The organism is Sphingomonas chungangi (genome assembly GCF_013778325.1).
Lineage (GTDB): Bacteria > Pseudomonadota > Alphaproteobacteria > Sphingomonadales > Sphingomonadaceae > Solisphingomonas > Solisphingomonas chungangi.
Window position 1 is genome coordinate 261204 of record NZ_JACEIB010000007.1, and the last position, 19511, is coordinate 280714.

A 19511-nucleotide genomic window follows, 5' to 3' on the forward strand; every position below is an offset into this window, starting at 1 on the left:
GCGCCGATAGGGTAAGGCGGCTGCGATGCTGATCCGGCTGGCCATCCGCGACGTGGTGCTGATCGAGGCGCTCGACCTCGATTTTTCCTCAGGCCTCGGCGCGTTGACCGGGGAGACCGGGGCGGGCAAGTCGATACTACTGGATTCGCTGGGGCTGGCGCTCGGCGCGCGGGCCGACAGCGGGCTGGTGCGGCACGGCGCACCGCAGGCGGTGGTGACCGCCAGCTTCGATGCGGGCGACGATGCCGCCATCGCCGCTTTGCTCGCCGAGAACGGGCTGGAAGGCGAGCCCGGCGAGCCGCTGATCGTGCGCCGCATCGTCAAGGCGGACGGCGGATCGCGCGCCTCGATCAACGACCAGCCCGTCTCCGCCGCCTTGCTGCGCGAGGTGGGCGGGCGGCTTGTCGAAATCCATGGCCAGCATGACGATCGCGGCCTGCTCAACGCCAGGGGACACCGCGCGCTGCTCGATGCGTTCGGGCGCTTCGACCTCACAAGCGTGGCGCAGGCCCATGCGCGCTGGCGGGCGGCGGAGGCGGCGCTGGAGACGGCGCGTGCCGACCTGGAGACTGCCGAGCGCGATCGCGAATGGCTGGAGCATGCGGTCGGCGAACTCGCCGCCCTTGCGCCCGAGCCCGGCGAGGAGGAGGCGCTGGCGAGCGAACGCTCTGCTATGCAGAAAGGCGCGCGGCTGGCCGAGGACCTGTCCGGCGTCACCGCGCATCTCGACGGATCGGACGGCGCGCTGGCAGGGCTGCGGCAGGCGGCGCGGCGGCTCGACCGGATCGCGCACGAGCATGAGGCGCTGGCGACCGCGCTGGCGGCGCTCGATCGCGCGGTGATCGAGGCCTCCGAGGCGGAGGATGCGCTGACCGCCGCCGGGCGAGCGATGGCCTTCGATCCCGAACGGCTCGACCGGATCGAGACGCGGTTGTTCGATCTGCGCGGCCTCGCCCGCAAGCATCGTGTCCAGCCTGAGGAGCTGCCCGCGCTCACCGAGGAGCTGTCCGGCCGCCTCGCGCGGATGGCGGCGGGCAGCGAGGGGTTGGCGGCGCTGGAGAAGGCCGTCGCCACCGCTCGCAAGGCCTATGAGACGGAGGCCGCAGCGCTCTCCGAGGCGCGGGCGGAGGCGGCGCTCAGGCTCGACAAGGCGGTGGCGGCCGAACTGGCGCCGCTCAAGCTCGACGCCGCGCGCTTCCGCACCGCGATCGAGCGGCGGCCCGAGGCGCAATGGGGTGCGGAGGGCCGCGACCGCGTCGAGTTCCTGATCTCCACCAACCCCGGCGCGCCCTTCGCACCGCTGGTGAAGATCGCGTCCGGCGGCGAGCTCTCCCGCTTCATCCTCGCGCTCAAGGTGGCGCTGGCCGAGGCGGCGGGGGCGCGCACGATGATCTTCGACGAGATCGATCGTGGCGTTGGTGGCGCGGTGGCTTCGGCGATCGGCGAGCGGCTGGCGCGGCTGGCGGACAAGGCGCAATTGCTGGTGGTGACCCACTCCCCGCAGGTCGCGGCGCGCGCGGCGCGGCAATTGTTGATCGCCAAGAGCCACGACGGCATCGTCACCCGCACCGGCGTCCGCCTGCTCGACGAGGCCGAACGCCGCGAGGAGATCGCCCGGATGCTGTCGGGCGCCGAAGTGACCGACGAGGCGCGCGCGCAGGCGGGGAAGCTGCTGGCGGCGTGAGCGCTCGCGAAGTTGACGAAGTTGACAGGGTGAGAGGCTGAAACAAGGCATTCCTACAGGCTGATCGACGGTGAGAAGGTGCGGATCGGCTGACTCGATTCGCCGCGAGCGTGACAGACGAAATCCTAAATTGGAAGGATGACCACCCTCAACGTCCGCCCGTCGCTCCTGCGCGGGCAGGAGTCCATCACTTGAGCTTTCATCCTTGCGGAACGGTGAGGAGATAGGCCCCTGCCTGCGCAGGGGCGACGAGATAGCTGCTAACGCCCCGCAAGCGGCCCTTCCAGTCGCGATCAGCGATACCCGAAACCGGACGTTGCTGATATTAAGCGTCCGCCAGCGTGACGGAATTGGTAGACGTATCGCTACAGCGATCCCGGCGACGGGTGCGGGTTCGATCCCCTGCCGCTGGCATCGGCAACTACTGCTCCAGTGGCCGCCGTTCCCGGCGATAGTCCGCTTGCTCCGATCCTGCCATTCGTTCAGGTTTGAGCGCGAATGAGAGGTGTCGATGTCACTGTTTGATGAGAATGCCAAAATCCTCGCTGGCATGGCGAGGGATGGCAGCAATCTTGGCCCTTCTCGCCTGGTCGATTTCTCGCATGTATTCCCCGATCATGCTTCGGCGAAAGCGTTTGCCGACGAGTGCAGCATGGACGGCCTCAAGATCGACATCGTGGAAACCGAACGAGATGACGATCCTTGGGACGTCACTGTCTCAAAGGAAATGGAGCCTTCGGCGGAGAACGTCACTTCGTGGGAAGAGCGTTTCCACGCAAGCGCTCGGATATATGGAGGCCGGGCAGACGGCTGGGGTTTCTTTCGCGTCTGACGGGCGGCTAACGCCCCAGTTGTGGTCATTGGGATGCCACGGACGCTTCTCGAGAGCAGACGACGATGCCATAAAACTCTTGTTATCGCGCCCCATTGAGCGAAGGGTCATCCGTGTCGATCACTGAAACCGTTTGGGCGGTCGCTCCGCTTGTTATGGTGCTTGCTGCTCTGCTGGCATTCTCTAATAGGCGTAGGCGCACAGCAGACTACGCGGAAGCTCGGGCTGCGAAAACGGAGCTTTCGCCTTGGGTGAGATGGACTGAACTCCTGAGCGCCATTGTTTCCTGCCTCGTTCTGGGGAAGATATCTTTCGGCATCTTCGAGCTATTTATTGGTCCATCACGGACCTCTGCCGCGCAATCAGGAGCATCGGCTGTCTATGCTGTGATTGGTATCGGCGGCATCGTCCTGCCTCTCGGATTTCTTGCAGCTAACTTTTTGAGTTGGGCCGTTCCGGCACTTCGTCGCGAAAACGAAAAGGCGTTTCGAGGCCACCGCATCTCGTTCACATCCGCCAACACGGGCCTCATAAAAGCTGCTTACGTATCGGTGCCGGTTGGCATTTTGGCCTTATCCATTGCGGCGATCGAACCGTGGGCGCGGTAACGATTTGCATTTGGCATGTCCGCTAAGCCCGGTTCACCGCCCGGAACCTGCCTTGCGCCTTTCCACCAACTCCAGCCATTCCCGTAAAGGCGGATCTACCCGATCGCCAGCCAGTCGAGCGTGGTCTTCACCATCGCTCCGGCAGGCCCGTCCCCCTCCAGCCGCAGCGCATGTTCGTCCGCCTCCGGCAATTCCAGCGTAGCGAGCTGGCTGTCGAGCAGGCTCGCCGGCATGAAATGTTCTCGCCGTGCCGCCATGCGACGCTCCAGCACCGCACGCGGCGGATCGAGCAGCACGAAGGCGGGGGGCGGCTCCAGACCTTGTCGCAGCCGGTCGCGATAGCGTCGGCGAAGCGCCGAGCAGCTGACCACGCCGCCATCGCGATGCGCGTGCATCCAGTCGTTGAGCGCGGCCAGCCACGGGGCGCGGTCCGTGTCGTCGAGCGGCTGTCCGGCCCGCATCTTGGCGACATTGGCGGGCGGGTGGAGATCATCGCCCTCGCAGAAGGGTATGCCGAGACGCCGGGCCAATACCATCGCGACCGTACTCTTGCCCGATCCCGATACGCCCATGACGACGACAAGCGGGGGCGTCACTGCTCCCCCATCTCCCCGTCACCCTTATACTTGATCTCCAGAAACCGGTTCTGCGTCGCCAGCGCCTTGAGGTCGTTGTCGGCCAGCCGGGCGTTCATGCGGGCGATTTCCTCGCCGATCGTGCCGAGGCCTTCGACCAGCTGCTTGTCGGGCGAGGGGCCGCCGTTGAGCGGCTGGCGGCGGAGCGACGGCGGCACCTTCTGGTAGCCGCGCACCAGTTCGGGCAGTTCGTCGCCGATCAGGCGGCGCGCCTCCAGCGCCTCCGGGGAGCGCGCGTCCAGCGCCGCCAACTGCGGGGTGATCGCGTCGAGGCTGGCGGTCAACTGGTCGAGCTGGCGCTGCGCGGGCGAGGGGAGGGCCGGGCGCTGCTGCTCCAGCCATTCGCCGGTCTGGCTCGGCAGCAGGTGGAGGTCGGTGCTCGCCACCTTCTCGGGCGTGAAATCCGGCGCGCGGGACCACAGGATGATCGCCACCGACACCAGCGCCATCGCGATCATCGTCAGGAACACGCCCTCGGCCTGCAGCGGCATGACGAAGCCTATCGCGATCGCCACCGCCAGAATGGCGAGGCAGGCCAGCACCACGCGCTTGGCGATCCGCATGAAGGCGGCCTTGCGCCGCTCGCGCCGGCGCCGCGCCGCCGCCCGGCCCTCGGGCGAGATGCGCCGCAGGAAATCGGCGGCGTGTTCGATGATGTCGTCGCTGCCGGGCATCAGTCGATCTTGAACGCTTCTTCGCGCGCCGACGATTCGGCCTGCGCCGCGCCCTCGGCCCGCGCGATGTAGCCGCGCGATTTCTCGACCTCGTCGGTCAGCACGTCGACCGTCTGCTTCATGTTGCCGAGCGCCTGCAGCTTGAAATTGTCGATCGCGTCCATCGTCGAATAGATGTTCTGGAAGGCGCGCTTCAGCGTGTCGATCGGGATGGTGCTGGCGGCGGCCTGCTGGTGGATCGCGCCGGTCTGGTTCTTGAGCATCGTGCCGGTCGAATCGATGATGTTCGCGGTGGTGGTGTTGAGCGCGGTGATCTGGTCCAGCACCAGCTTCTGGTTGGTCAGCGCCTGCGCCACCGTCACCGCCGTGCGCAGCGCCGCGACGGTGGTGGTCGACGCGCGATCGACGCCCTTCACCAGCTCGACATTGTTCTTCTTGACGAGGTCGAGCGCGAGATAGCCCTGCACCGTCACCGCCATCTGGGTGAGCAGATCCTGCGTGCGCTGGCGGACGTAGAAGAGCGCGCTTTCGCGGATCGCCTTGGCCTTGGCGGGATCGGTGCTGTCCAGATCGAGCGCCTTCTGCTCCAGCCGGCTGTCCAGCGTCTTGGCGACGTGGATCATCTGCTCGAGCTTGCCCATCGCCGCCCAAAGCCCCTGCCGCTCGACGTCGATCGCGGCATTGTCCTTGAGCAGCTCGTCCTTGCCGCCGGCGAGGTGCTGGAGGATCGTCGAGATGTGGTTCTGTGCCGATTTGTAGCCGTCGAAATAATTGCGCATCTTCGATCCGAACGGGATGATCCCGAAGATCTTGCGGCTGGTGAACAGGTCGCCCTTGGTGGCGGGATCGAGGTCCTCGATCGTGCGGCGCAGCTCGGCGAGGTTGGTGCCGACGTTTCCGTCCTTGTCCATCGCCTTGGTCGGGCGATCGAGGAAGCGGTTGGAGTGCCCGGCCGCCTCCATGATCTCGCGGCGGCCCATGTTGGTGATCTGATCGACCTGCTTGCCGAACTCCGGCGAGTTGCTGTCGGTGGCGACCAAAGTCTCGACGAAGCTGTCGACCTTCTCGTCGAGCTTGGTGCGGACCTTGTCGTCGACGGGGACGAGGCCGATCGCCTTCTCCGGCGCGAGCGCGGGGACGGGCGCCGGCGGGGTCAGCGTCAGCTCGACGGGCGTGTCAATCGCGGTGTCGGTCGCCATCCGGTGGTCCTGTCCTCACTGTTCGGGCGTGAATGTAGGATGGAGGGACTGTCTTGTTCAAGTGACACGCTCAACTCATCCTCCCCCGCCAAGGGGAGGTGGCACGCGAAGCGTGACGGAGGGGGCGGGCGGCAAAGTCCTCACCGGAGAGCGCATCGCTGTCCTCCCCCTCCGACGCCCTGCGGGCGCCACCTCCCCCTGGCGGGGAAGGATTTGTTGGGTCACGCCCTCACCAGCCCCGGTTTTCCGCTCGCCACCGCCCACTTCGCGGCCGTGGCCACCGGCGCGTCGCGCTTCTCCACCGTCTCCACGGTGCGGTAATCGCCGACGCAGCCCTCGCGCGTCACCTCGGTCATCACATAGCCGCGCTGATCGTTGATCCATTTCACGAAGCTGTTGTTGGCGAGGATGTTGGCGCTGTTGTCGTCGTCCGGGCGATCGCCGTTGGAGGTGATCGAGGTGGAGACGAACTCGCTGGCCACGATCTTGTCGCGCAGGATCAGGTCGTTGGCATAGTTGCGATGCTCGTCGCCCGTCACCACCAGCACGTTGCCGCCGGGCGCCTTCGCGAAGATCTCCAGAAGGTGCTGCTGGGCCGCCGGATAACCGCCCCAGCTGTCCATGTTGTAGATCGGCTGGCTGCCGCCGGGTTCGCGCCGATCGGGGATGGCGAGCATCACCTGCTGCGGCACGATGTTCCAGCTGTTGCGGCTGGAGCGGAAGCCCTCCTCCAGCCAGCTCCATTGCGCGGCGTTGAGCATGTCCTGACCGGGTGCATGGCGGGCGGCGCAGTCCGGCTTGAAATTGTCGCCGCAGGGCTGGTCCGAGCGATAGAGCCGCGTGTTCGGGTAGTGGAAGCGCGCGAGGCTGCCGTAATCCACCCGGCGGTGGAAATCGACGATGCCGTCGGCGGTGGGTTTGCAGCGCACCGGCATATGCTCGTACCAGGCCTGCAGCGCGGCGCGGCGGCGATAGACGAACATTTCGGGCGGATCGTTCTCCTGGTCGTAGATCGAGGCCCAGTTGTTCTCCACCTCGTGATCGTCATAGGTGCAGTACCAGCCGCAGACGGCGTGGGCCGCCTGCAGGTCGCCGTCCAGCTTGGTGTCGGCGTAGCGGACGCGGTAGTCCTCCAGGCTCATCGGCGTCGGGCGCGAATAGCGGCGCACCGGCGTGATCGGCAGGCCCTCGCGGTCGCGCGGCCAGGGATCGTGATATTCGTAGATGTAATCGCCATAGTGGAACATGAAGTCGGGGTTCTGGCGGGCGGCGTCGCGATAGGCGGTGTACCAGCCATGTTCGAGATGCTGGCAGCCGACTGCGGCGAAGCGCACCTTGTCCACCGTGGCGCCGGGCGCGGGGAGCGTGGTGACGCTGCCGACATAGCTGGGCAGGCCCTCGCAGATGAAGCGGTAGAAATAGCGCGTCGCGGGCTTCATGCCCGTCACGTCGATGTGGAGCGAATGGGCGAGCTCCGGCCACGCCTGCTCGGTGCCCTTGGCGACGATCTGCTTGAAGCCTTCGTCGGTGGCGACTTGCCAGTCGACCGCCACCGGTTTCATCGGCATGCCACCGTTCGGCTCCAGCGGCTTCTGCGCGAGGCGCGTCCAGAGAATGAAACCATCGGGCGTCATGTCGCCCGCCGCGACGCCGAGCTGGAAGGGAAACTCGCTGAACGACAGCTGCGCGCGGGCGCGGCCGGTCAGCACGAAGGGCGCGGCGACGAGGCCACCGATGAGCGCACGGCGCGTGGGGGTGATGAGGCTGGTCATGCCTCATGGGCTATCTTTCGCCCGTGTCGGTTTTGTTGCAAGGCGGCCGCGAAAGGAGCGTGCCGATGAGCTGGGATCGCTGGTGGCTGTTCGCGGTGACGGTGTTCCTGATCTCGGGGACGCCGGGGCCGAACATGCTCCATGTCATGACCCGATCGGTGCGGCACGGCTTCGCGCGCTCGATCTGGGCGATGGCGGGGTGCATGAGCGCGGTGCTGCTGGCGCTGGTCGCCTCGGCGGCGGGTGTGGGGGCGTTGCTGCTCGCCTCGCCTCACCTGTTCGATGCGCTGCGTTATGCGGGCGCGGCCTATCTGGCGTGGCTGGGGATCAAGGCATGGCGCGGCGCGGGCAAGAGCGCGGCGGGGATGGACCCGGACGTGCCGGTGGCGGCAGGCGCCTCGGCCTTCGCCCTTTTTCGCGACGCGCTGTTCACCGGCCTGTCCAACCCCAAGCTGATCCTGTTCGCCGCCGCGCTCTTCCCGCAGTTCGTCAGCCAGAAGGCCGGCTGGGCGCCGCAGTTCGCGATCCTCACCGGCACCTTCGTGGTGATCGAGACCGGCTGGTACGTCGCCTATGCCGCCGGCGGGCGCCGCCTCGCCTCCTGGCTCGCCTCGCCGGAGCGCCAGCGGCTGTTCGATCGCGCGACCGGATCGCTCTTCTTCCTGTTCGGCGCCGGATTGATCGCAGCGCGCGCGTAGTTGCTGCATCGCGCCATCTCGGCTATGGGCGCGCCCACAACTCCGACAGGATCATATTTTCATGGCGCTCCGCAACGTGGCGATCATCGCCCACGTCGATCATGGCAAGACCACGCTCGTCGACCAGCTCTTCCGTCAGTCCGGCACCTTCCGCGACAACCAGCGCGTCGAAGAACGCGCGATGGACTCCAACGATCTGGAGAAGGAGCGGGGCATCACCATCCTCGCCAAGCCGACCTCGGTCGACTGGACGCCGCCCGGCGCGAGCGAGAGCATCCGCATCAACATCGTCGATACGCCTGGCCACGCCGATTTCGGCGGCGAGGTGGAGCGCATCCTCTCGATGGTCGACGGCGTCGTCCTGCTGGTCGATTCGTCCGAAGGCGCGATGCCGCAGACCAAGTTCGTCACCGGCAAGGCGCTGGCGCTGGGTCTCCGCCCGATCGTCGTGGTCAACAAGGTCGATCGCCCGGACGCGCGCATCCAGGAAGTGCTGGACGAGGTGTTCGACCTGTTCGTCAGCCTCGACGCCACCGACGAGCAGCTCGATTTCCCGGTGCTCTACGCCTCGGGCCGCAACGGCTATGCCTCCACCGACATGGACGCGCGCGAAGGCACGCTGATCCCGATGTTCGAGACGATCGTGAACCACGTTCCGGCGCCGAAGGTCGAGGTCGACGGCCAGCCGTTCACGTTCCTCGTGACGTTGCTCGATCGCGACAACTTCCTCGGCCGCATCCTCACCGGCCGCGTGAACTCCGGCACGGTGAAGCTCAACCAGCCGATCCACGCGCTCGATAACGACGGCAAGATCATCGAGACCGGCCGCGCCTCCAAGATCATGTCCTTCCACGGGCTCGAGCGCGTTCCCGTCGAGGAAGCCAAGGCGGGTGACATCATCAGCCTCGCCGGCCTGACCATCGCCACCGTGGCGAACACCATCGCCGACGTGACCGTCACCGAGCCGCTGCACGCGCAGCCGATCGATCCGCCGACGCTGTCGATGCGCTTTGCGGTGAACGATTCGCCCTTCGCCGGGCGCGAGGGCAGCAAGGTCACGTCGCGCATGATCCGCGACCGCCTGTTCCGCGAGGCCGAGTCCAACGTCGCCGTGAAGGTGACCGAGAGCGCCGACCGCGACAGCTTCGAGGTCGCCGGCCGCGGCGAGCTCCAGCTCGGCGTGCTGATCGAGACGATGCGCCGCGAGGGCTTCGAGCTCGGCATCAGCCGCCCGCGCGTGCTGTTCGGCGAGGACGAGGCCGGCAAGAAGACCGAGCCGTACGAGACCGTCGTCATCGACGTGGACGATGAATATTCGGGCACGGTCGTCGACAAGATGAACCAGCGCAAGGCCGAGATGACGGACATGCGCCCGTCCGGCGGCGGCAAGACCCGCATCACCTTCTCGGCCCCGTCGCGCGGCCTGATCGGCTATCACGGCGAGTTCCTGTCGGACACGCGCGGCACCGGCATCATGAACCGGCTGTTCGAGAAATACGGCCCGCACAAGGGCAATATCGAGGGCCGCAAGAACGGCGTGCTGATCTCCAACGGCAATGGCGAGGCGAACAGCTACGCGCTCGGCCCGCTCGAGGAGCGCGGCATCCTGTTCGTCGGCCATGGCGAGGCGCTCTACGAGGGCATGGTGGTCGGCGAGAACGCCAAGACGGACGACCTCGAGGTCAATCCGATGAAGGCGAAGCAGCTCACCAACTTCCGCGCCTCGGGCGGCAAGGACGACGCGATCCGCCTCACCCCGCCCAAGCGCATGACGCTGGAGCAGGCGATCGCCTATATCGACGACGACGAGCTGGTGGAGGTGACGCCCAAGTCGATCCGCCTGCGCAAGCGCCACCTCGACCCGAACGAGCGCAAGCGGGCGAAGCGCGCGGCGGCGTAAGCGGTCGACGCACGGAATGGGAAAGGCCGCGTTCCTTCGGGAGCGCGGCCTTTTTCGTGCACGCTCGGCGCTCGCAGGGCCGGCGCGCGCGGATCGATCGCGATGCTGCGGCATTACGCTCTCCTGGGACAGGAGGGTCGGATGGTGCAATTCGGGTACAAGCTGATGACGGAGGAGCATGGCCCCGCCGCCCTCATCGAGAACGCGCAGCGCGCCGAGGCCGCCGGCTTCGATTTCGTCTCGATCTCGGATCACTTCCACCCCTGGCTGGAGGCGCAGGGCCATGCGCCCTTCGCGTGGAGCGTGCTGGGCGGCATCGCCCAGGCAACCTCCCGCATCGGTATCGCGACCGGCCTGATCTGCCCCATCATCCGCTACCATCCCGCGATCATCGCGCAGGCGGCGGCGACGATCGCGGTGATGTCGAAGGGCCGCTTCACACTTGCCGTCGGGGCGGGCGAGCGGCTGAACGAGCATGTCACCGGTGATCGCTGGCCCTCGACGCCGGAACGCCACGCGATGCTGGGCGAAGCGATCGACATCTTCCGGACGCTCTGGTCCGGCGGCGTCCACAGCTGGTCCGGCGAATGGTACGTGGTCGATCACGCCCGCCTCTACGACCTACCGGACGATCCGATCGACGTCGTCGTGGGCGTCAGCGGCCCCGCGTCGGTCGCGCTCGCCATCGACAAGGCCGACGGCATCATGGCCACGGAACCGAAACCCGGGCTGGTCGACGGCTTTCGCGCCGAAAAGGCCGGGCCGGCCTATGCCGAGGCGCTGCTCTCCTACGCGCCCACCCGGCAGGCGGGGCTGGAGCAGGCGCACAGGACGTTCCGCTTTTCCGCGCTCGGCTGGGCCGTGAACAGCGAATTGCGCGATGTCGACGGGTTCGAATCCGCATCGCGGTTCGTGCGGCCGGAGGACCTGGAATCGTCGATCGCCGCGGGACCGGATGTCGATGCGCATCTCGCCGTCATCAAGACATATGCCGATGCCGGCTTCGACCGGATCGTGCTGACCTGCCCCGGCCAGGAGCAGGCCCGCTTCATCGACTTCTTCGAGAAGGAACTCCGCCCGAGGCTGTGATCCTCATTCCTCGTCGGGATAGGGACCCTTGCCGCCGTCCGCGATGAACTGGTCGGTGCGCGCATCGATCACGCGCATCGGCACCGATCCCAGCTGCAGGATCGCGTCGTGGAAGGCGCGGATGTTGAATTTCGGCCCCAGCGCCTTCTCGGCGCGCGCGCGGTCGTCGCGGATCGTCTTCTCGCCGAGATAATAGCTCAGCGCCTGGCCGGGCCAGGAGATGTAGCGATCGACCTCGGTTTCGATGTCGTGATCGGCGAGCGCGGTGTTGTCGTGGAGGTACTTCTGCGCCTGTTCGCGCGTCCAGCCGAGATGGTGGACGCCGGTATCCACCACCAGCCGCGCCGCGCGCCACATCTGGAAGCTCAGCATACCGAATTTCTCGTAAGGCGTCTGGTACATGCCCATCTCGTCGCCGAGCCGCTCGCAATAGAGTGCCCAGCCCTCGCCATAGGCCGAGATATAGCCTTCCGAGCGGTAGCGCGGCTGGTCCTTGTTCTCCTGCGCCAGCGGGATCTGGAAGGCGTGGCCGGGCGCGCTCTCGTGGAGCGTCAGCGCGGTCAGCTGGTAGAGCGGGCGGCTCGGCAGATCGTAGGTGTTGACCAGATAGACGCCCGGCCCGCCGCGCCCCGAGGTGTAGGTCGGCGCGATGTCGGCGGGGACGGGGACGATGGCGAAGCGGGCGCGGGGCAGGTGGCCGAACCATGTCGAGGCCTTGCCGTCGAACATCTTGGCGGCCCAGGCGGCGCGATCGAGCAGGGCCTGCGGGGTCTTCGCATAGAATTGCGGATCGGTGCGGAGGAATTGCAGGAAGGCCGGGAAATCGCCCTTGAAGCCGGTCTGCTTCATGGTGGCCAGCATCTCGGCATGGATCGAGGCGACCTGCTGCAGGCCGTAGGCATGGATCTGGTCCGGCGTCATGTCGAGCGTGGTGAACTCGGCGATCTTGCTGCGATAATAGGCTTCGCCGTCGGGCAGCTTCTCGGCGGCCAGCACCGGGTTGGCGTGGGGAAAGTAATCGGTCTTCCAGTAATCGAGCAGCTTCGCGTAGGCGGGCACCACCTTCGCCATGATGACCGTGCGGGCCTGCGCACGAAGCTGCTCCGCCCGCGCGGCGGGGATGTTGCCGGGCATCTCCTTGAAGGGCGCCCACCAGCCGGTTTCCTCGGCGGTCTTCGCGTTTGCGATCGTCGCGATCGATCCGTCGCGGCCCTCCAGCGTCGCCTTGGGTGCGGTGAAACCGCGCGCCTCGCCGGCCTTCATGTTGGCCATCTGCTGGTCGAAATAGCGCGGCGTCTCGGACAGCCGGCTGATATAGTTCCGATATTCCTGGTCGGATCGCAGCGGCTTGGGATCGACGTCGATCTGCCAGAATGGCGAGTCCGAATTGACCGGTTTCTCCCATTCGCGGAATGTCTGCTGGGCGGCAAGCGCCTCGATCTGGCCGCGATAGACCGCGTAATTGACGCGGTTCTCCGGGCTCAGCGCCGTTTGGGGAATGGCATCGAGTTGGTGGAGCATGTCGTTCCACTTCGCGGTGCGGACCGCCTGCGCGGCGGGCGACACGTCCGGCAGGTGAGGCGGCATGATCGCCGCCGGGCCGCGCTCGGTCGGCTCGCCGCTGTCGGCGAGGCGCCAGAGATATTCGTCGTTGGAGAGCGTGAGGAAACGCGCGTTCCAGTCCGGAGCGGGCGCCGCCGCGATCAGCAGTGGCAGCAGAAACACGGCACGGCGCATCGGCAAACTCCCCGTTGGAACGGGCGCGACCTTGCCCCGCGCGTCACGCCATCGCAACCGCTTCGGCGGAGAGCATGTAGGCGCCGCCGATCGTGTGGATCAGCGGGCGCGCGAAGCCGATGTCCACCTTGGCGCGCATCCGCGAGACGGTGACGGCGACGACGTTGGTGCCGGGATCGAAGCGCCGCCGCCAGACGCTGCGGAACAGCGCCATGCGATCGACCGGCCGGTCGCGGTGGCGCGCCAGCTCGCCCAGCACCGCGAATTCGCGCGGGTGGAGGGGCAGGGCCTTGCCCGACCGTTCGGCCTTGCGATCGACCAGATCGACGGTGAGGTCGGCGCAGGCGATCGGCGGCATGCGGCGGGTGCGCAGGATTGCGCGCAGGCGCGCCGCCAGCTCGGCCGGATCGGCGGGATCGGCCAGCACGTCGGCCGCGCCGCGATCGAGCAGGGTGGCGCGGGCGAGCGGGTCGGCGGGGCCGTCGATCACCAGCAGCGGCAGGCTGGCGGCGGTTTCCAGCAGCAGCCGGGGAAGCTCGGCGGCGTGGACGAGCAGCGCATCAGCATCGATCGCATCGGCGGGAAGGACGATGACGCCATGCGTCGACAGGGCATCGAGCAACGACGCATGCCCGCTCCCCGGCATCGCCACCCTGACGATCACGCGCTTTCCCCCATCGCCCGAGAATGGCGTGGCGGCGGTGGCGCGATAGGCGTTACGCGTCGGTTTCGGATCGACCTGCGGCCCATGCGAGGATGCCCGGCAGATCGGCCAGCGCCCGGATCGCGGCGCCGGAGACGGCGGGATCGCCGAGGCGCGCCGCGCCGTCCAGCAGGGCGTGGCGGGACACCGCGTCCGGCGTCACACCTGCCAGCGCCTGCATCGCTCCGATCCGGATGCGATCGACCGGATGCCGCCGCATCAGATGGTGGAGAAGGTCCTCGCCATTGCCGCCGCCCATGTGCGCGGCCAGCGGCAGCAGGCCCTCGATCGCGGTGGTGTTGAGCAGCCTGTCGACCCGGCCGCTCGCCGGATCGAAGCGATACTGGTTGCGCCACGGCTCGCGTCCGCTCGATTCCATGATGTTGAGCGTCACCGAGAAGGCGGCGGGCGGCTTCTGGTCGTGCACGTCGCGATGCGCGCGATAGAGCATGATGCGACCCGGCTCGAGCCGGTGCCGCCCCGTGTAGCGCAGGTCCGTCGCTTCGTCCGGCTGCAGGGTCAGCGCCTCGCCGTCATACTCCCAGTAATCGGATTCGTAGCCGGGGCCGTGGTGGCCCACAGTCAGGAAGCTGAAATTGTGATCGTGCGGCAGGTCGTAGAAGAAGGCGGAGCGCCCGCTGGCGCGCAGGATGGCATCGCCTTCCGCCGGCCACATGTTGGCGCGCAGGAACCAGTTGGTCGGCCCGCGCGCGAGCATGATCACCTGCGGGCCGTAATGATCGCGGCCATCGCGCGCGCCGCCTCGCTTCAACTCCTCGATCGCCGAGGCGGCCAGGAACTCGCGGTTGGCGCACAGCGCGGCGAGGATCGGCGCGGCGGCATCCCATGCGCCCTCCGCCTCGGGATCGAAGCCGAGATCGGTCAGCCGCTCGACGGCTTCCTCGAGCGTGATCGGCGCGGGCCGCGGGCCGGGATCGATCAGGCGGGGCACGGGATGCTCGCGGCCGCCGTCCGCGCAAGGGCACGCAGTTCCGGATCGGGATCGGCCTGCGCCATCTCGTCGAGGCGACGGGCGGCGGCATCGGCATCGAGCGCCAGCCACTCGCGCAGGGCATGCCACCGCACGAACGGCTCGGCCGCGCGGGACGCCGCACCGAAGGCATCCGCATCGGGCCGGTCGAGCGCGGCGAGCAGGGTCGTCAGCAACTGCGTCCGCGAGGCGCGCTCCGATGCGGCGCCGGTCGCGGTCAGGCGCAGCGTCGCGCGATCATATTCGCAGGCGGTCGGCGCGGTGCCGGCAAGAATCGTCGCGTGGAGCAGCAGCATGTCGGATCGGGCATGATCGACGAGGAAGCTCGTCGTCCGCCCATCGACCGCGATCAGTTCGCCATCCCGCAGTCGATGGATACCCGCCGCCTGGCAGCGATCGAGCGGTGCGCCATCGCGCCATCCGCCGGTCCACAGCGAGAGCGTCGCGCCGCCGCCCCTGAGCGCGCGGATCAGCGAGGCATGGCCGGGAAAGGCGATCGACCCGTCGATCCGCCGTCGCTTCTTCGCGGCCATCCGGTCGAGCGCGCCGACGCCGAGGCCGATCACCGCGTGGCGCCCCGCGTAAAGCAGCAACCCGGCCTGCACGTCGCTGTGCAGCGGCACCAGCGGCGGCTCGAAGAACGGATCGCGCCGCACCTCCGCGACCAGGCGCGCGACGATGGCTTCCGCCCAGCCGGCATCCTCCAGCAGCGGCCGGACATGCGCCGCGACTTCCTCGGCGGTCGGCTCGGCGAGCCGGTCGAGCGCGCAGGCCAGCGCCGGCAACGGCGTATCGCGCGCCCAGCCTCGCGCGAAGGCGGACACAATTGCCCGCGTTTTCGCACGCGCGGCGGCGTCGCCCATCCACGCGGCGAGCGCCGGGCCCATGGTCAGCCGCCCCCCGGCCCCGGCAGCGAATTGTACATGCCGATCGTCACCACCGCGCTGAAGCAGATCGATCCGCCCACCTCGGCGCGTTGCAGCGTGCCGAACAGGCCCACCGGCCGTGCCATCTCCGGTATGGCATCCAGCGCGATCCGCCGGCGTGCGCGAGTCTCCGAAGCTTCTTGCATGGTCCCTTCCCCTTCGATCGGTGCGTCCGGAGGCTAGGATTGCAGGCGGGGCGCCGGGAAATTACATCGCTGTAACCGCCGCCCGCGACATGCCGTTGCCGCCCGCGCGGGCGGCGGCTATCGCGGCAGGGATGACCCAGCGCAGCCACTTCAATTCGGGGTTGACCTTCGATCCCGCCCTGGCGGCGAAAACCGTCTCGTCCTTCGGGCACAACGGCGCGATCGGGGCGCGGTACATCGCGCACGGCGAGGACTGGGTCGAGCTGGCGCTCGATTATCGGGCCGAGCTGGTCGGCGACGAGGAGACGGGCGTGCTCGCCTCCGGCCCGATCATCGCGCTGATGGACATGGCGACCAGCCTCGCCACCTGGGTGCGGCGCGGCCGGTTCGAGCCGCAGGCGACGCTCGACTTGCGGATCGACTATCTGCGCGCCGCCGTGCCCGAGCGGACGGTGATCGGGCATGGCGAATGCTACCGCCTCACCCGCCGCATCGCGTTCGTACGCGGTATCGCGCATGACGGCGATCCCGAGGACCCGATCGCGCACGTCGCCGGCACCTTCATGATGACGGACGCGGCCTGATGGGTGCCCGGCCGAAATTGCCGCCCTATGGCCATTTCCTGGGGATATCGGTGGAAGATTGCGAGAACGGGCCGCTGTTCCGCATGCCGTTCGGCATATCGGTGACGGGGCGCCCGCACTTCCTCCATGGCGGCGCGCTCGCCGGCCTGCTGGAGATCGCCGCGGTCGGCACGCTGATGGCGGCTTTGCAGGGCGAGGCGGGGGTCAGCGTCAAGCCCGTCAACGTCACCGTCGATTTCATGCGCGGCGGGCGCGAGCGCGACACGTTCGCGGCAGCCACGGTGCTGCGGCTGGGCACCCGCATCGCCAATGTCGAGGCGCTCGCCTGGCAGGAGGATCGCGACAAGCTCATCGCGTCGGCGCGCATGACGCTGATGGTGCGCCGGCCGACAAGGAATGAAGAAGGATAGACGATGGCCTATTGGGTGCTGCGTTCGGAGCCGGACGCCTATTCGTGGGACGATCTCGTCCGCGACGGCGCGACCGAGTGGAACGGCGTGCGCAACTACACCGCGCGCAATTTCCTGAAGGAGATGGCGGTCGGCGACGAGGCGCTCTTCTACCATTCCAATACCGAGAAGGCGGCCGTCGGCATCATGGCGGTGACGCGCACCTGGCAACCCGACGGCGACGACGGCAAATGGGCGAGCGTCGCGGTGAAGCCGGTGCGGCCGCTGGCGCATCCGGTGACGCTGGTCGCGATCAAGGCCGAACCGAAGCTCGCGAACCTGATGATGCTGAAGCAATCGCGGCTGTCGGTTTCGAAGGTCGAGCCGGACGAGTGGGCGCTGCTGCTGAAGATGGCGGAGACATAATCCTCCCCTGGCGGGGGAGGATCAGATCAGGGCGCAGGGCAAGCCGCCCCTGCAGGATCGGCGTCCAGCTTGAGGCCGACGATCGAGACCGTGAGGCCCGCATCCGTCCCGAGCAGGAAGGGCTGGGAGACTTTCGAAACGTCCGTGCCCGCCTTGCGGAAGCAATCGAGCGGGATCTTGGCGCTGGTCCATGCCCCGGGTGCAGCGCCGGCGAACAGGCTGGTGGCGTCGATCACGGCCTTGTCGCCCACGCCGAGCGTCACCCTGCCTGCCGGCTTCGCATCCACACGATAGTCGATGCGCAGGCTCATCTGCGCGTTGGTCTGGCGCGAGAGGTCGATGCTCGGGCCGGTGACGCGGACATGGCCCGCGCCGGTGAAGGCATATTGCCGCGCCGCCTCCTGCCGCCCGGCGCCGTCGACATTCTTCATCGTCACCGCGCCGTCCTCGGAGAGCTTCCACGGCGGGGCGACCTTCCCCGGCGTGAAATAGGTCGAGACGTTGGCGAGCGAGGTGTCGATGCCCGGCACCTCGCTCAACTGCGGAACCGTAATGCGGCTGGCGTAGGTCAGGCCGTAGCCGTAGGCGAACAGCGGATCGTAGCCCGGCTGGCCGACATTGTTGGCGAACTGCGCCGCGTTCTTCGGCCAGCTGAAGCTGAGCCTGCCGCGGAAATCCTTGTTCGGCGTGCCGTCCTTCTTCGCGACCAGCACGTCGGCGATGCCTTCGCCCTCGGTGCCGGGCAGGAAGGCGGCGACGAAGGCGTCGGACTGGTTGAGCTCCGGATTCACCCAGAGCGGACGGCCCGAGAGGAACACCGAGACGACCGGGATGCCCTGCGCCTTCAACGCCTTGAGCTCGGCCAGCGCCTGCTTGTCGCCGGGCTGGAATTCCAGCGTGGCGATGTCGCCGACCATCTCGGCATAAGGCTGCTCCCCAAACACGACGACGGCGACATCGGGCTTCGGCCCCGTCACGCTGCCGTCCGCGCTCAGCGTCGCGGTGCCGCCGGCCGCCTCGATCGCGGCCTTGAGGCCGCCCCAGATCGTCGTCGCGCCGGGGAAATCGGCATTGGTGTTGCCGGTCCCTTGCCACGAGAGCGTCCAGCCGCCCGATTGCAGTCCGACATCGTCGGCATGGCTGCCGGTGACGAGCACCTTCTGCCCCGGCTTGATCGGCAGTAGCGCGCCGTTGTTCTTGAGCAGCACCAGCGATTCGGCCACCGCCTGACGCGCCACCGCGCGATGTTCCGGCGCGCCGAGCTCGGCCTTCACCTCATAGGGCCGCGCCGGATCGAACAGGCCGAGCTTCGCCTTCACGCGCAGGATGCGCCGCACCGCATCGTCGACGCGGGCCATCGGGATCTTGCCCTCCTGCACCTCGCGCAGGGTGTTCTCGAACAGCGCCTTCCAGTCGTTGGGCACCATCGCCATGTCGAGCCCGGCATTGAAGGTCGCGGCGCAGTCGCCGGGCGTGCAGCCGGGCACCTGCCCATGCGCGTTCCAGTCGCCGACCACGAAGCCCTCGAAGCCGAGCCGGCCCTTGAGCACGTCGGTCAGCAGGCTCTTGTTGCCGTGGTTCTTCACGCCGTTCCACGAGGAGAAGCTCGCCATCACCGTCATCGCCCCGGCGTCGATGCCGGAGATGTAGCCGGGCGCGTGCGTATCGATCAGCGTCCGCTCGTCGATCCGCGCGTCGCCCTGGTCGATGCCGTCATGGGTGCCGCCGTCGGCGATGAAATGCTTGATCGAGGCGGCGACCTTGCCGTTCTGGACGCGCGTCGTGCCGGGCGCGCCCTGCAGGCCGCGCACCATCGCGGCGGCGTACAGTTTCGTGATGTCGGGGCGTTCCGAATAGCCTTCGTAGCTGCGCCCCCAGCGATCGTCCTGCGGCACGGTGACGGTCGGCCCGAACGCCCAGTCGAAGCCGGAGGCTGCGCTCTCCGCCGCCGTCACCGCGCCGATCTTCTCCATCAGCGCCGGATCGCGCATCGCACCGAGGCCGATATTGTGCGGGAAGACGGTCGCGCCCAGCACGTTCGAATTGCCGTGCACCGAATCCATGCCGAAGATGGTCGGGATCGGGACGTGGCCGGGGCGCTTCTCGATCGCAATCTGGCGGAAGGCTTCGGCAGTCTTGATCCAGTCGCCCACCGGCCCGCGATCGTTGCCGGAGAGGGGCGGGGAGTTGCCGCCGCCCAGCACCGATCCCAGCGGATATTCGCGCAGTTCCTCCGGCTTGATCGAGGAGATGTCGCCCTGGATCATCTGGCCGACCTTCTCGCGCAGGCTCATCTGCGCCATCAGCCTCGTGACGAACGCCTCTGTCTTCGCGTCGACCAGCCCGACGCTGTGCGCTTTCGGCCAGAGTGCGGGATGGGCGGTCTGCGCCATGGCGGACGTGGTCGCGAGAAGGGCCGCGCCGGCGGCCAGAACGAAGCGCATCTCTCTCTCCCTGTCGGCGGCTCGAAGGCGGCCGCCGCTGCGATATCTTGTGGCTGACATCGTTGACAATGACA

The 19511-nt window shown here is 67.8% G+C and carries 19 protein-coding genes and 1 pseudogene; 10 read left to right on the top strand and 10 right to left on the bottom strand.

Annotated features, from left to right (window positions below):
* The first annotated feature begins 25 nt into the window (after nt 1–25).
* The 4 genes and pseudogenes from recN (at nt 26) to HZF05_RS12480 (ending at nt 3124) form a co-directional block, all read left to right on the top strand.
* Entirely contained in the window at nt 26–1684 is a 1659-nt protein-coding gene (gene recN / locus HZF05_RS12465) for a DNA repair protein RecN (RefSeq protein ID WP_160366685.1), read from the top strand.
* Nucleotides 1685–2019: 335 nt separating this feature from the next.
* Nucleotides 2020–2098: pseudogene (locus HZF05_RS12470) on the top strand.
* A 97-nt stretch (nt 2099–2195) separates the two neighbouring features.
* Complete coding sequence (locus HZF05_RS12475) at nt 2196–2516, top strand: ribonuclease E inhibitor RraB (protein ID WP_160366686.1); 321 nt, start codon at nt 2196–2198, stop codon at nt 2514–2516.
* Between the two features lie 113 nt (nt 2517–2629).
* Entirely contained in the window at nt 2630–3124 is a 495-nt protein-coding gene (locus HZF05_RS12480) for a hypothetical protein (RefSeq protein ID WP_160366687.1), read from the top strand.
* 95 nt (nt 3125–3219) lie between these two features.
* Here the strand turns inward: HZF05_RS12480 and HZF05_RS12485 are convergent, their stop codons facing one another.
* From HZF05_RS12485 to HZF05_RS12500, 4 genes are all read right to left on the bottom strand, one after another.
* Nucleotides 3220–3720 (bottom strand): gluconokinase, encoded by a 501-nt coding sequence (locus HZF05_RS12485; protein WP_343046885.1) that lies wholly within the window; start codon nt 3718–3720, stop codon nt 3220–3222.
* Nucleotides 3717–4433: a hypothetical protein gene (locus HZF05_RS12490; RefSeq protein ID WP_160366688.1), complete on the bottom strand. Its 717-nt coding sequence runs from the start codon at nt 4431–4433 to the stop codon at nt 3717–3719. The genes HZF05_RS12485 and HZF05_RS12490 overlap by 4 nt, the downstream gene beginning before the upstream one ends.
* Nucleotides 4433–5632, bottom strand: coding sequence for a toxic anion resistance protein (locus tag HZF05_RS12495; protein ID WP_160366689.1), 1200 nt, complete (start codon nt 5630–5632; stop codon nt 4433–4435). The genes HZF05_RS12490 and HZF05_RS12495 overlap by 1 nt, the downstream gene beginning before the upstream one ends.
* A gap of 221 nt (nt 5633–5853) precedes the next feature.
* Nucleotides 5854–7404 carry an alkaline phosphatase D family protein gene (locus HZF05_RS12500; protein ID WP_160366690.1) on the bottom strand — a complete coding sequence of 517 codons (1551 nt, stop codon included), beginning with the start codon at nt 7402–7404 and terminating at the stop codon, nt 5854–5856.
* 65 nt (nt 7405–7469) lie between these two features.
* Between HZF05_RS12500 and HZF05_RS12505 the strand changes: the two genes are divergently transcribed.
* The 3 genes from HZF05_RS12505 (at nt 7470) to HZF05_RS12515 (ending at nt 11091) form a co-directional block, all read left to right on the top strand.
* Nucleotides 7470–8102: a LysE family translocator gene (locus HZF05_RS12505; RefSeq protein WP_160366691.1), complete on the top strand. Its 633-nt coding sequence runs from the start codon at nt 7470–7472 to the stop codon at nt 8100–8102.
* Between the two features lie 61 nt (nt 8103–8163).
* A complete protein-coding gene (gene typA / locus HZF05_RS12510; protein ID WP_160366692.1) occupies nt 8164–10002 on the top strand; it encodes a translational GTPase TypA in 1839 nt (612 codons plus the stop codon).
* Nucleotides 10003–10143: 141 nt separating this feature from the next.
* Nucleotides 10144–11091 carry a TIGR03557 family F420-dependent LLM class oxidoreductase gene (locus HZF05_RS12515; protein ID WP_160366693.1) on the top strand — a complete coding sequence of 316 codons (948 nt, stop codon included), beginning with the start codon at nt 10144–10146 and terminating at the stop codon, nt 11089–11091.
* A gap of 3 nt (nt 11092–11094) precedes the next feature.
* On the opposite strand, the gene HZF05_RS12520 is transcribed toward HZF05_RS12515, so the two are convergent.
* From HZF05_RS12520 to HZF05_RS12540, 5 genes are read right to left on the bottom strand one after another with little or no spacing between them, the layout of a single operon-like run.
* Nucleotides 11095–12828, bottom strand: a complete 1734-nt coding sequence (locus HZF05_RS12520; RefSeq protein WP_160366694.1) for a DUF885 domain-containing protein — start codon at nt 12826–12828, stop codon at nt 11095–11097.
* Between the two features lie 43 nt (nt 12829–12871).
* Nucleotides 12872–13492 (bottom strand): winged helix-turn-helix domain-containing protein, encoded by a 621-nt coding sequence (locus tag HZF05_RS22310; RefSeq protein ID WP_160366695.1) that lies wholly within the window; start codon nt 13490–13492, stop codon nt 12872–12874.
* A gap of 52 nt (nt 13493–13544) precedes the next feature.
* A complete protein-coding gene (locus HZF05_RS12530) occupies nt 13545–14483 on the bottom strand; it encodes a transposase (RefSeq protein WP_160366696.1) in 939 nt (312 codons plus the stop codon).
* A complete protein-coding gene (locus tag HZF05_RS12535; RefSeq protein ID WP_160366697.1) occupies nt 14471–15409 on the bottom strand; it encodes a hypothetical protein in 939 nt (312 codons plus the stop codon). The genes HZF05_RS12530 and HZF05_RS12535 overlap by 13 nt, the downstream gene beginning before the upstream one ends.
* A gap of 2 nt (nt 15410–15411) precedes the next feature.
* Entirely contained in the window at nt 15412–15594 is a 183-nt protein-coding gene (locus tag HZF05_RS12540) for a hypothetical protein (RefSeq protein WP_160366698.1), read from the bottom strand.
* Between the two features lie 131 nt (nt 15595–15725).
* Here HZF05_RS12540 and HZF05_RS12545 point away from each other — a divergent pair, with 131 nt between their 5' ends.
* From HZF05_RS12545 to HZF05_RS12555, 3 genes are read left to right on the top strand one after another with little or no spacing between them, the layout of a single operon-like run.
* A complete protein-coding gene (locus HZF05_RS12545) occupies nt 15726–16178 on the top strand; it encodes a PaaI family thioesterase (RefSeq protein WP_160366699.1) in 453 nt (150 codons plus the stop codon).
* Nucleotides 16178–16588: a PaaI family thioesterase gene (locus tag HZF05_RS12550; protein WP_160366700.1), complete on the top strand. Its 411-nt coding sequence runs from the start codon at nt 16178–16180 to the stop codon at nt 16586–16588. The genes HZF05_RS12545 and HZF05_RS12550 overlap by 1 nt, the downstream gene beginning before the upstream one ends.
* A 3-nt stretch (nt 16589–16591) precedes the next feature.
* Nucleotides 16592–16993: an EVE domain-containing protein gene (locus tag HZF05_RS12555; RefSeq protein ID WP_160366701.1), complete on the top strand. Its 402-nt coding sequence runs from the start codon at nt 16592–16594 to the stop codon at nt 16991–16993.
* Between the two features lie 26 nt (nt 16994–17019).
* On the opposite strand, the gene HZF05_RS12560 is transcribed toward HZF05_RS12555, so the two are convergent.
* Complete coding sequence (locus HZF05_RS12560; protein ID WP_160366702.1) at nt 17020–19437, bottom strand: glycoside hydrolase family 3 protein; 2418 nt, start codon at nt 19435–19437, stop codon at nt 17020–17022.
* Nucleotides 19438–19511: the final 74 nt, after the last annotated feature.

What these genes read in the sequence shown, in the direction of transcription:
- recN (WP_160366685.1), top strand. Translation starts at nt 26, where the DNA reads ATGCTGATCCGGCTGGCCATCCGCGACGTGGTGCTGATCGAGGCGCTC.
- HZF05_RS12475 (WP_160366686.1), top strand. Translation starts at nt 2,196, where the DNA reads ATGTCACTGTTTGATGAGAATGCCAAAATCCTCGCTGGCATGGCGAGG.
- HZF05_RS12490 (WP_160366688.1), bottom strand. Translation starts at nt 4,433, where the DNA reads ATGCCCGGCAGCGACGACATCATCGAACACGCCGCCGATTTCCTGCGG.
- HZF05_RS12495 (WP_160366689.1), bottom strand. Translation starts at nt 5,632, where the DNA reads ATGGCGACCGACACCGCGATTGACACGCCCGTCGAGCTGACGCTGACC.
- HZF05_RS12500 (WP_160366690.1), bottom strand. Translation starts at nt 7,404, where the DNA reads ATGACCAGCCTCATCACCCCCACGCGCCGTGCGCTCATCGGTGGCCTC.
- HZF05_RS12505 (WP_160366691.1), top strand. Translation starts at nt 7,470, where the DNA reads ATGAGCTGGGATCGCTGGTGGCTGTTCGCGGTGACGGTGTTCCTGATC.
- typA (WP_160366692.1), top strand. Translation starts at nt 8,164, where the DNA reads ATGGCGCTCCGCAACGTGGCGATCATCGCCCACGTCGATCATGGCAAG.
- HZF05_RS12515 (WP_160366693.1), top strand. Translation starts at nt 10,144, where the DNA reads ATGGTGCAATTCGGGTACAAGCTGATGACGGAGGAGCATGGCCCCGCC.
- HZF05_RS12520 (WP_160366694.1), bottom strand. Translation starts at nt 12,828, where the DNA reads ATGCGCCGTGCCGTGTTTCTGCTGCCACTGCTGATCGCGGCGGCGCCC.
- HZF05_RS12535 (WP_160366697.1), bottom strand. Translation starts at nt 15,409, where the DNA reads ATGGGCCCGGCGCTCGCCGCGTGGATGGGCGACGCCGCCGCGCGTGCG.
- HZF05_RS12540 (WP_160366698.1), bottom strand. Translation starts at nt 15,594, where the DNA reads ATGCAAGAAGCTTCGGAGACTCGCGCACGCCGGCGGATCGCGCTGGAT.
- HZF05_RS12545 (WP_160366699.1), top strand. Translation starts at nt 15,726, where the DNA reads ATGACCCAGCGCAGCCACTTCAATTCGGGGTTGACCTTCGATCCCGCC.
- HZF05_RS12550 (WP_160366700.1), top strand. Translation starts at nt 16,178, where the DNA reads ATGGGTGCCCGGCCGAAATTGCCGCCCTATGGCCATTTCCTGGGGATA.
- HZF05_RS12555 (WP_160366701.1), top strand. Translation starts at nt 16,592, where the DNA reads ATGGCCTATTGGGTGCTGCGTTCGGAGCCGGACGCCTATTCGTGGGAC.
- HZF05_RS12560 (WP_160366702.1), bottom strand. Translation starts at nt 19,437, where the DNA reads ATGCGCTTCGTTCTGGCCGCCGGCGCGGCCCTTCTCGCGACCACGTCC.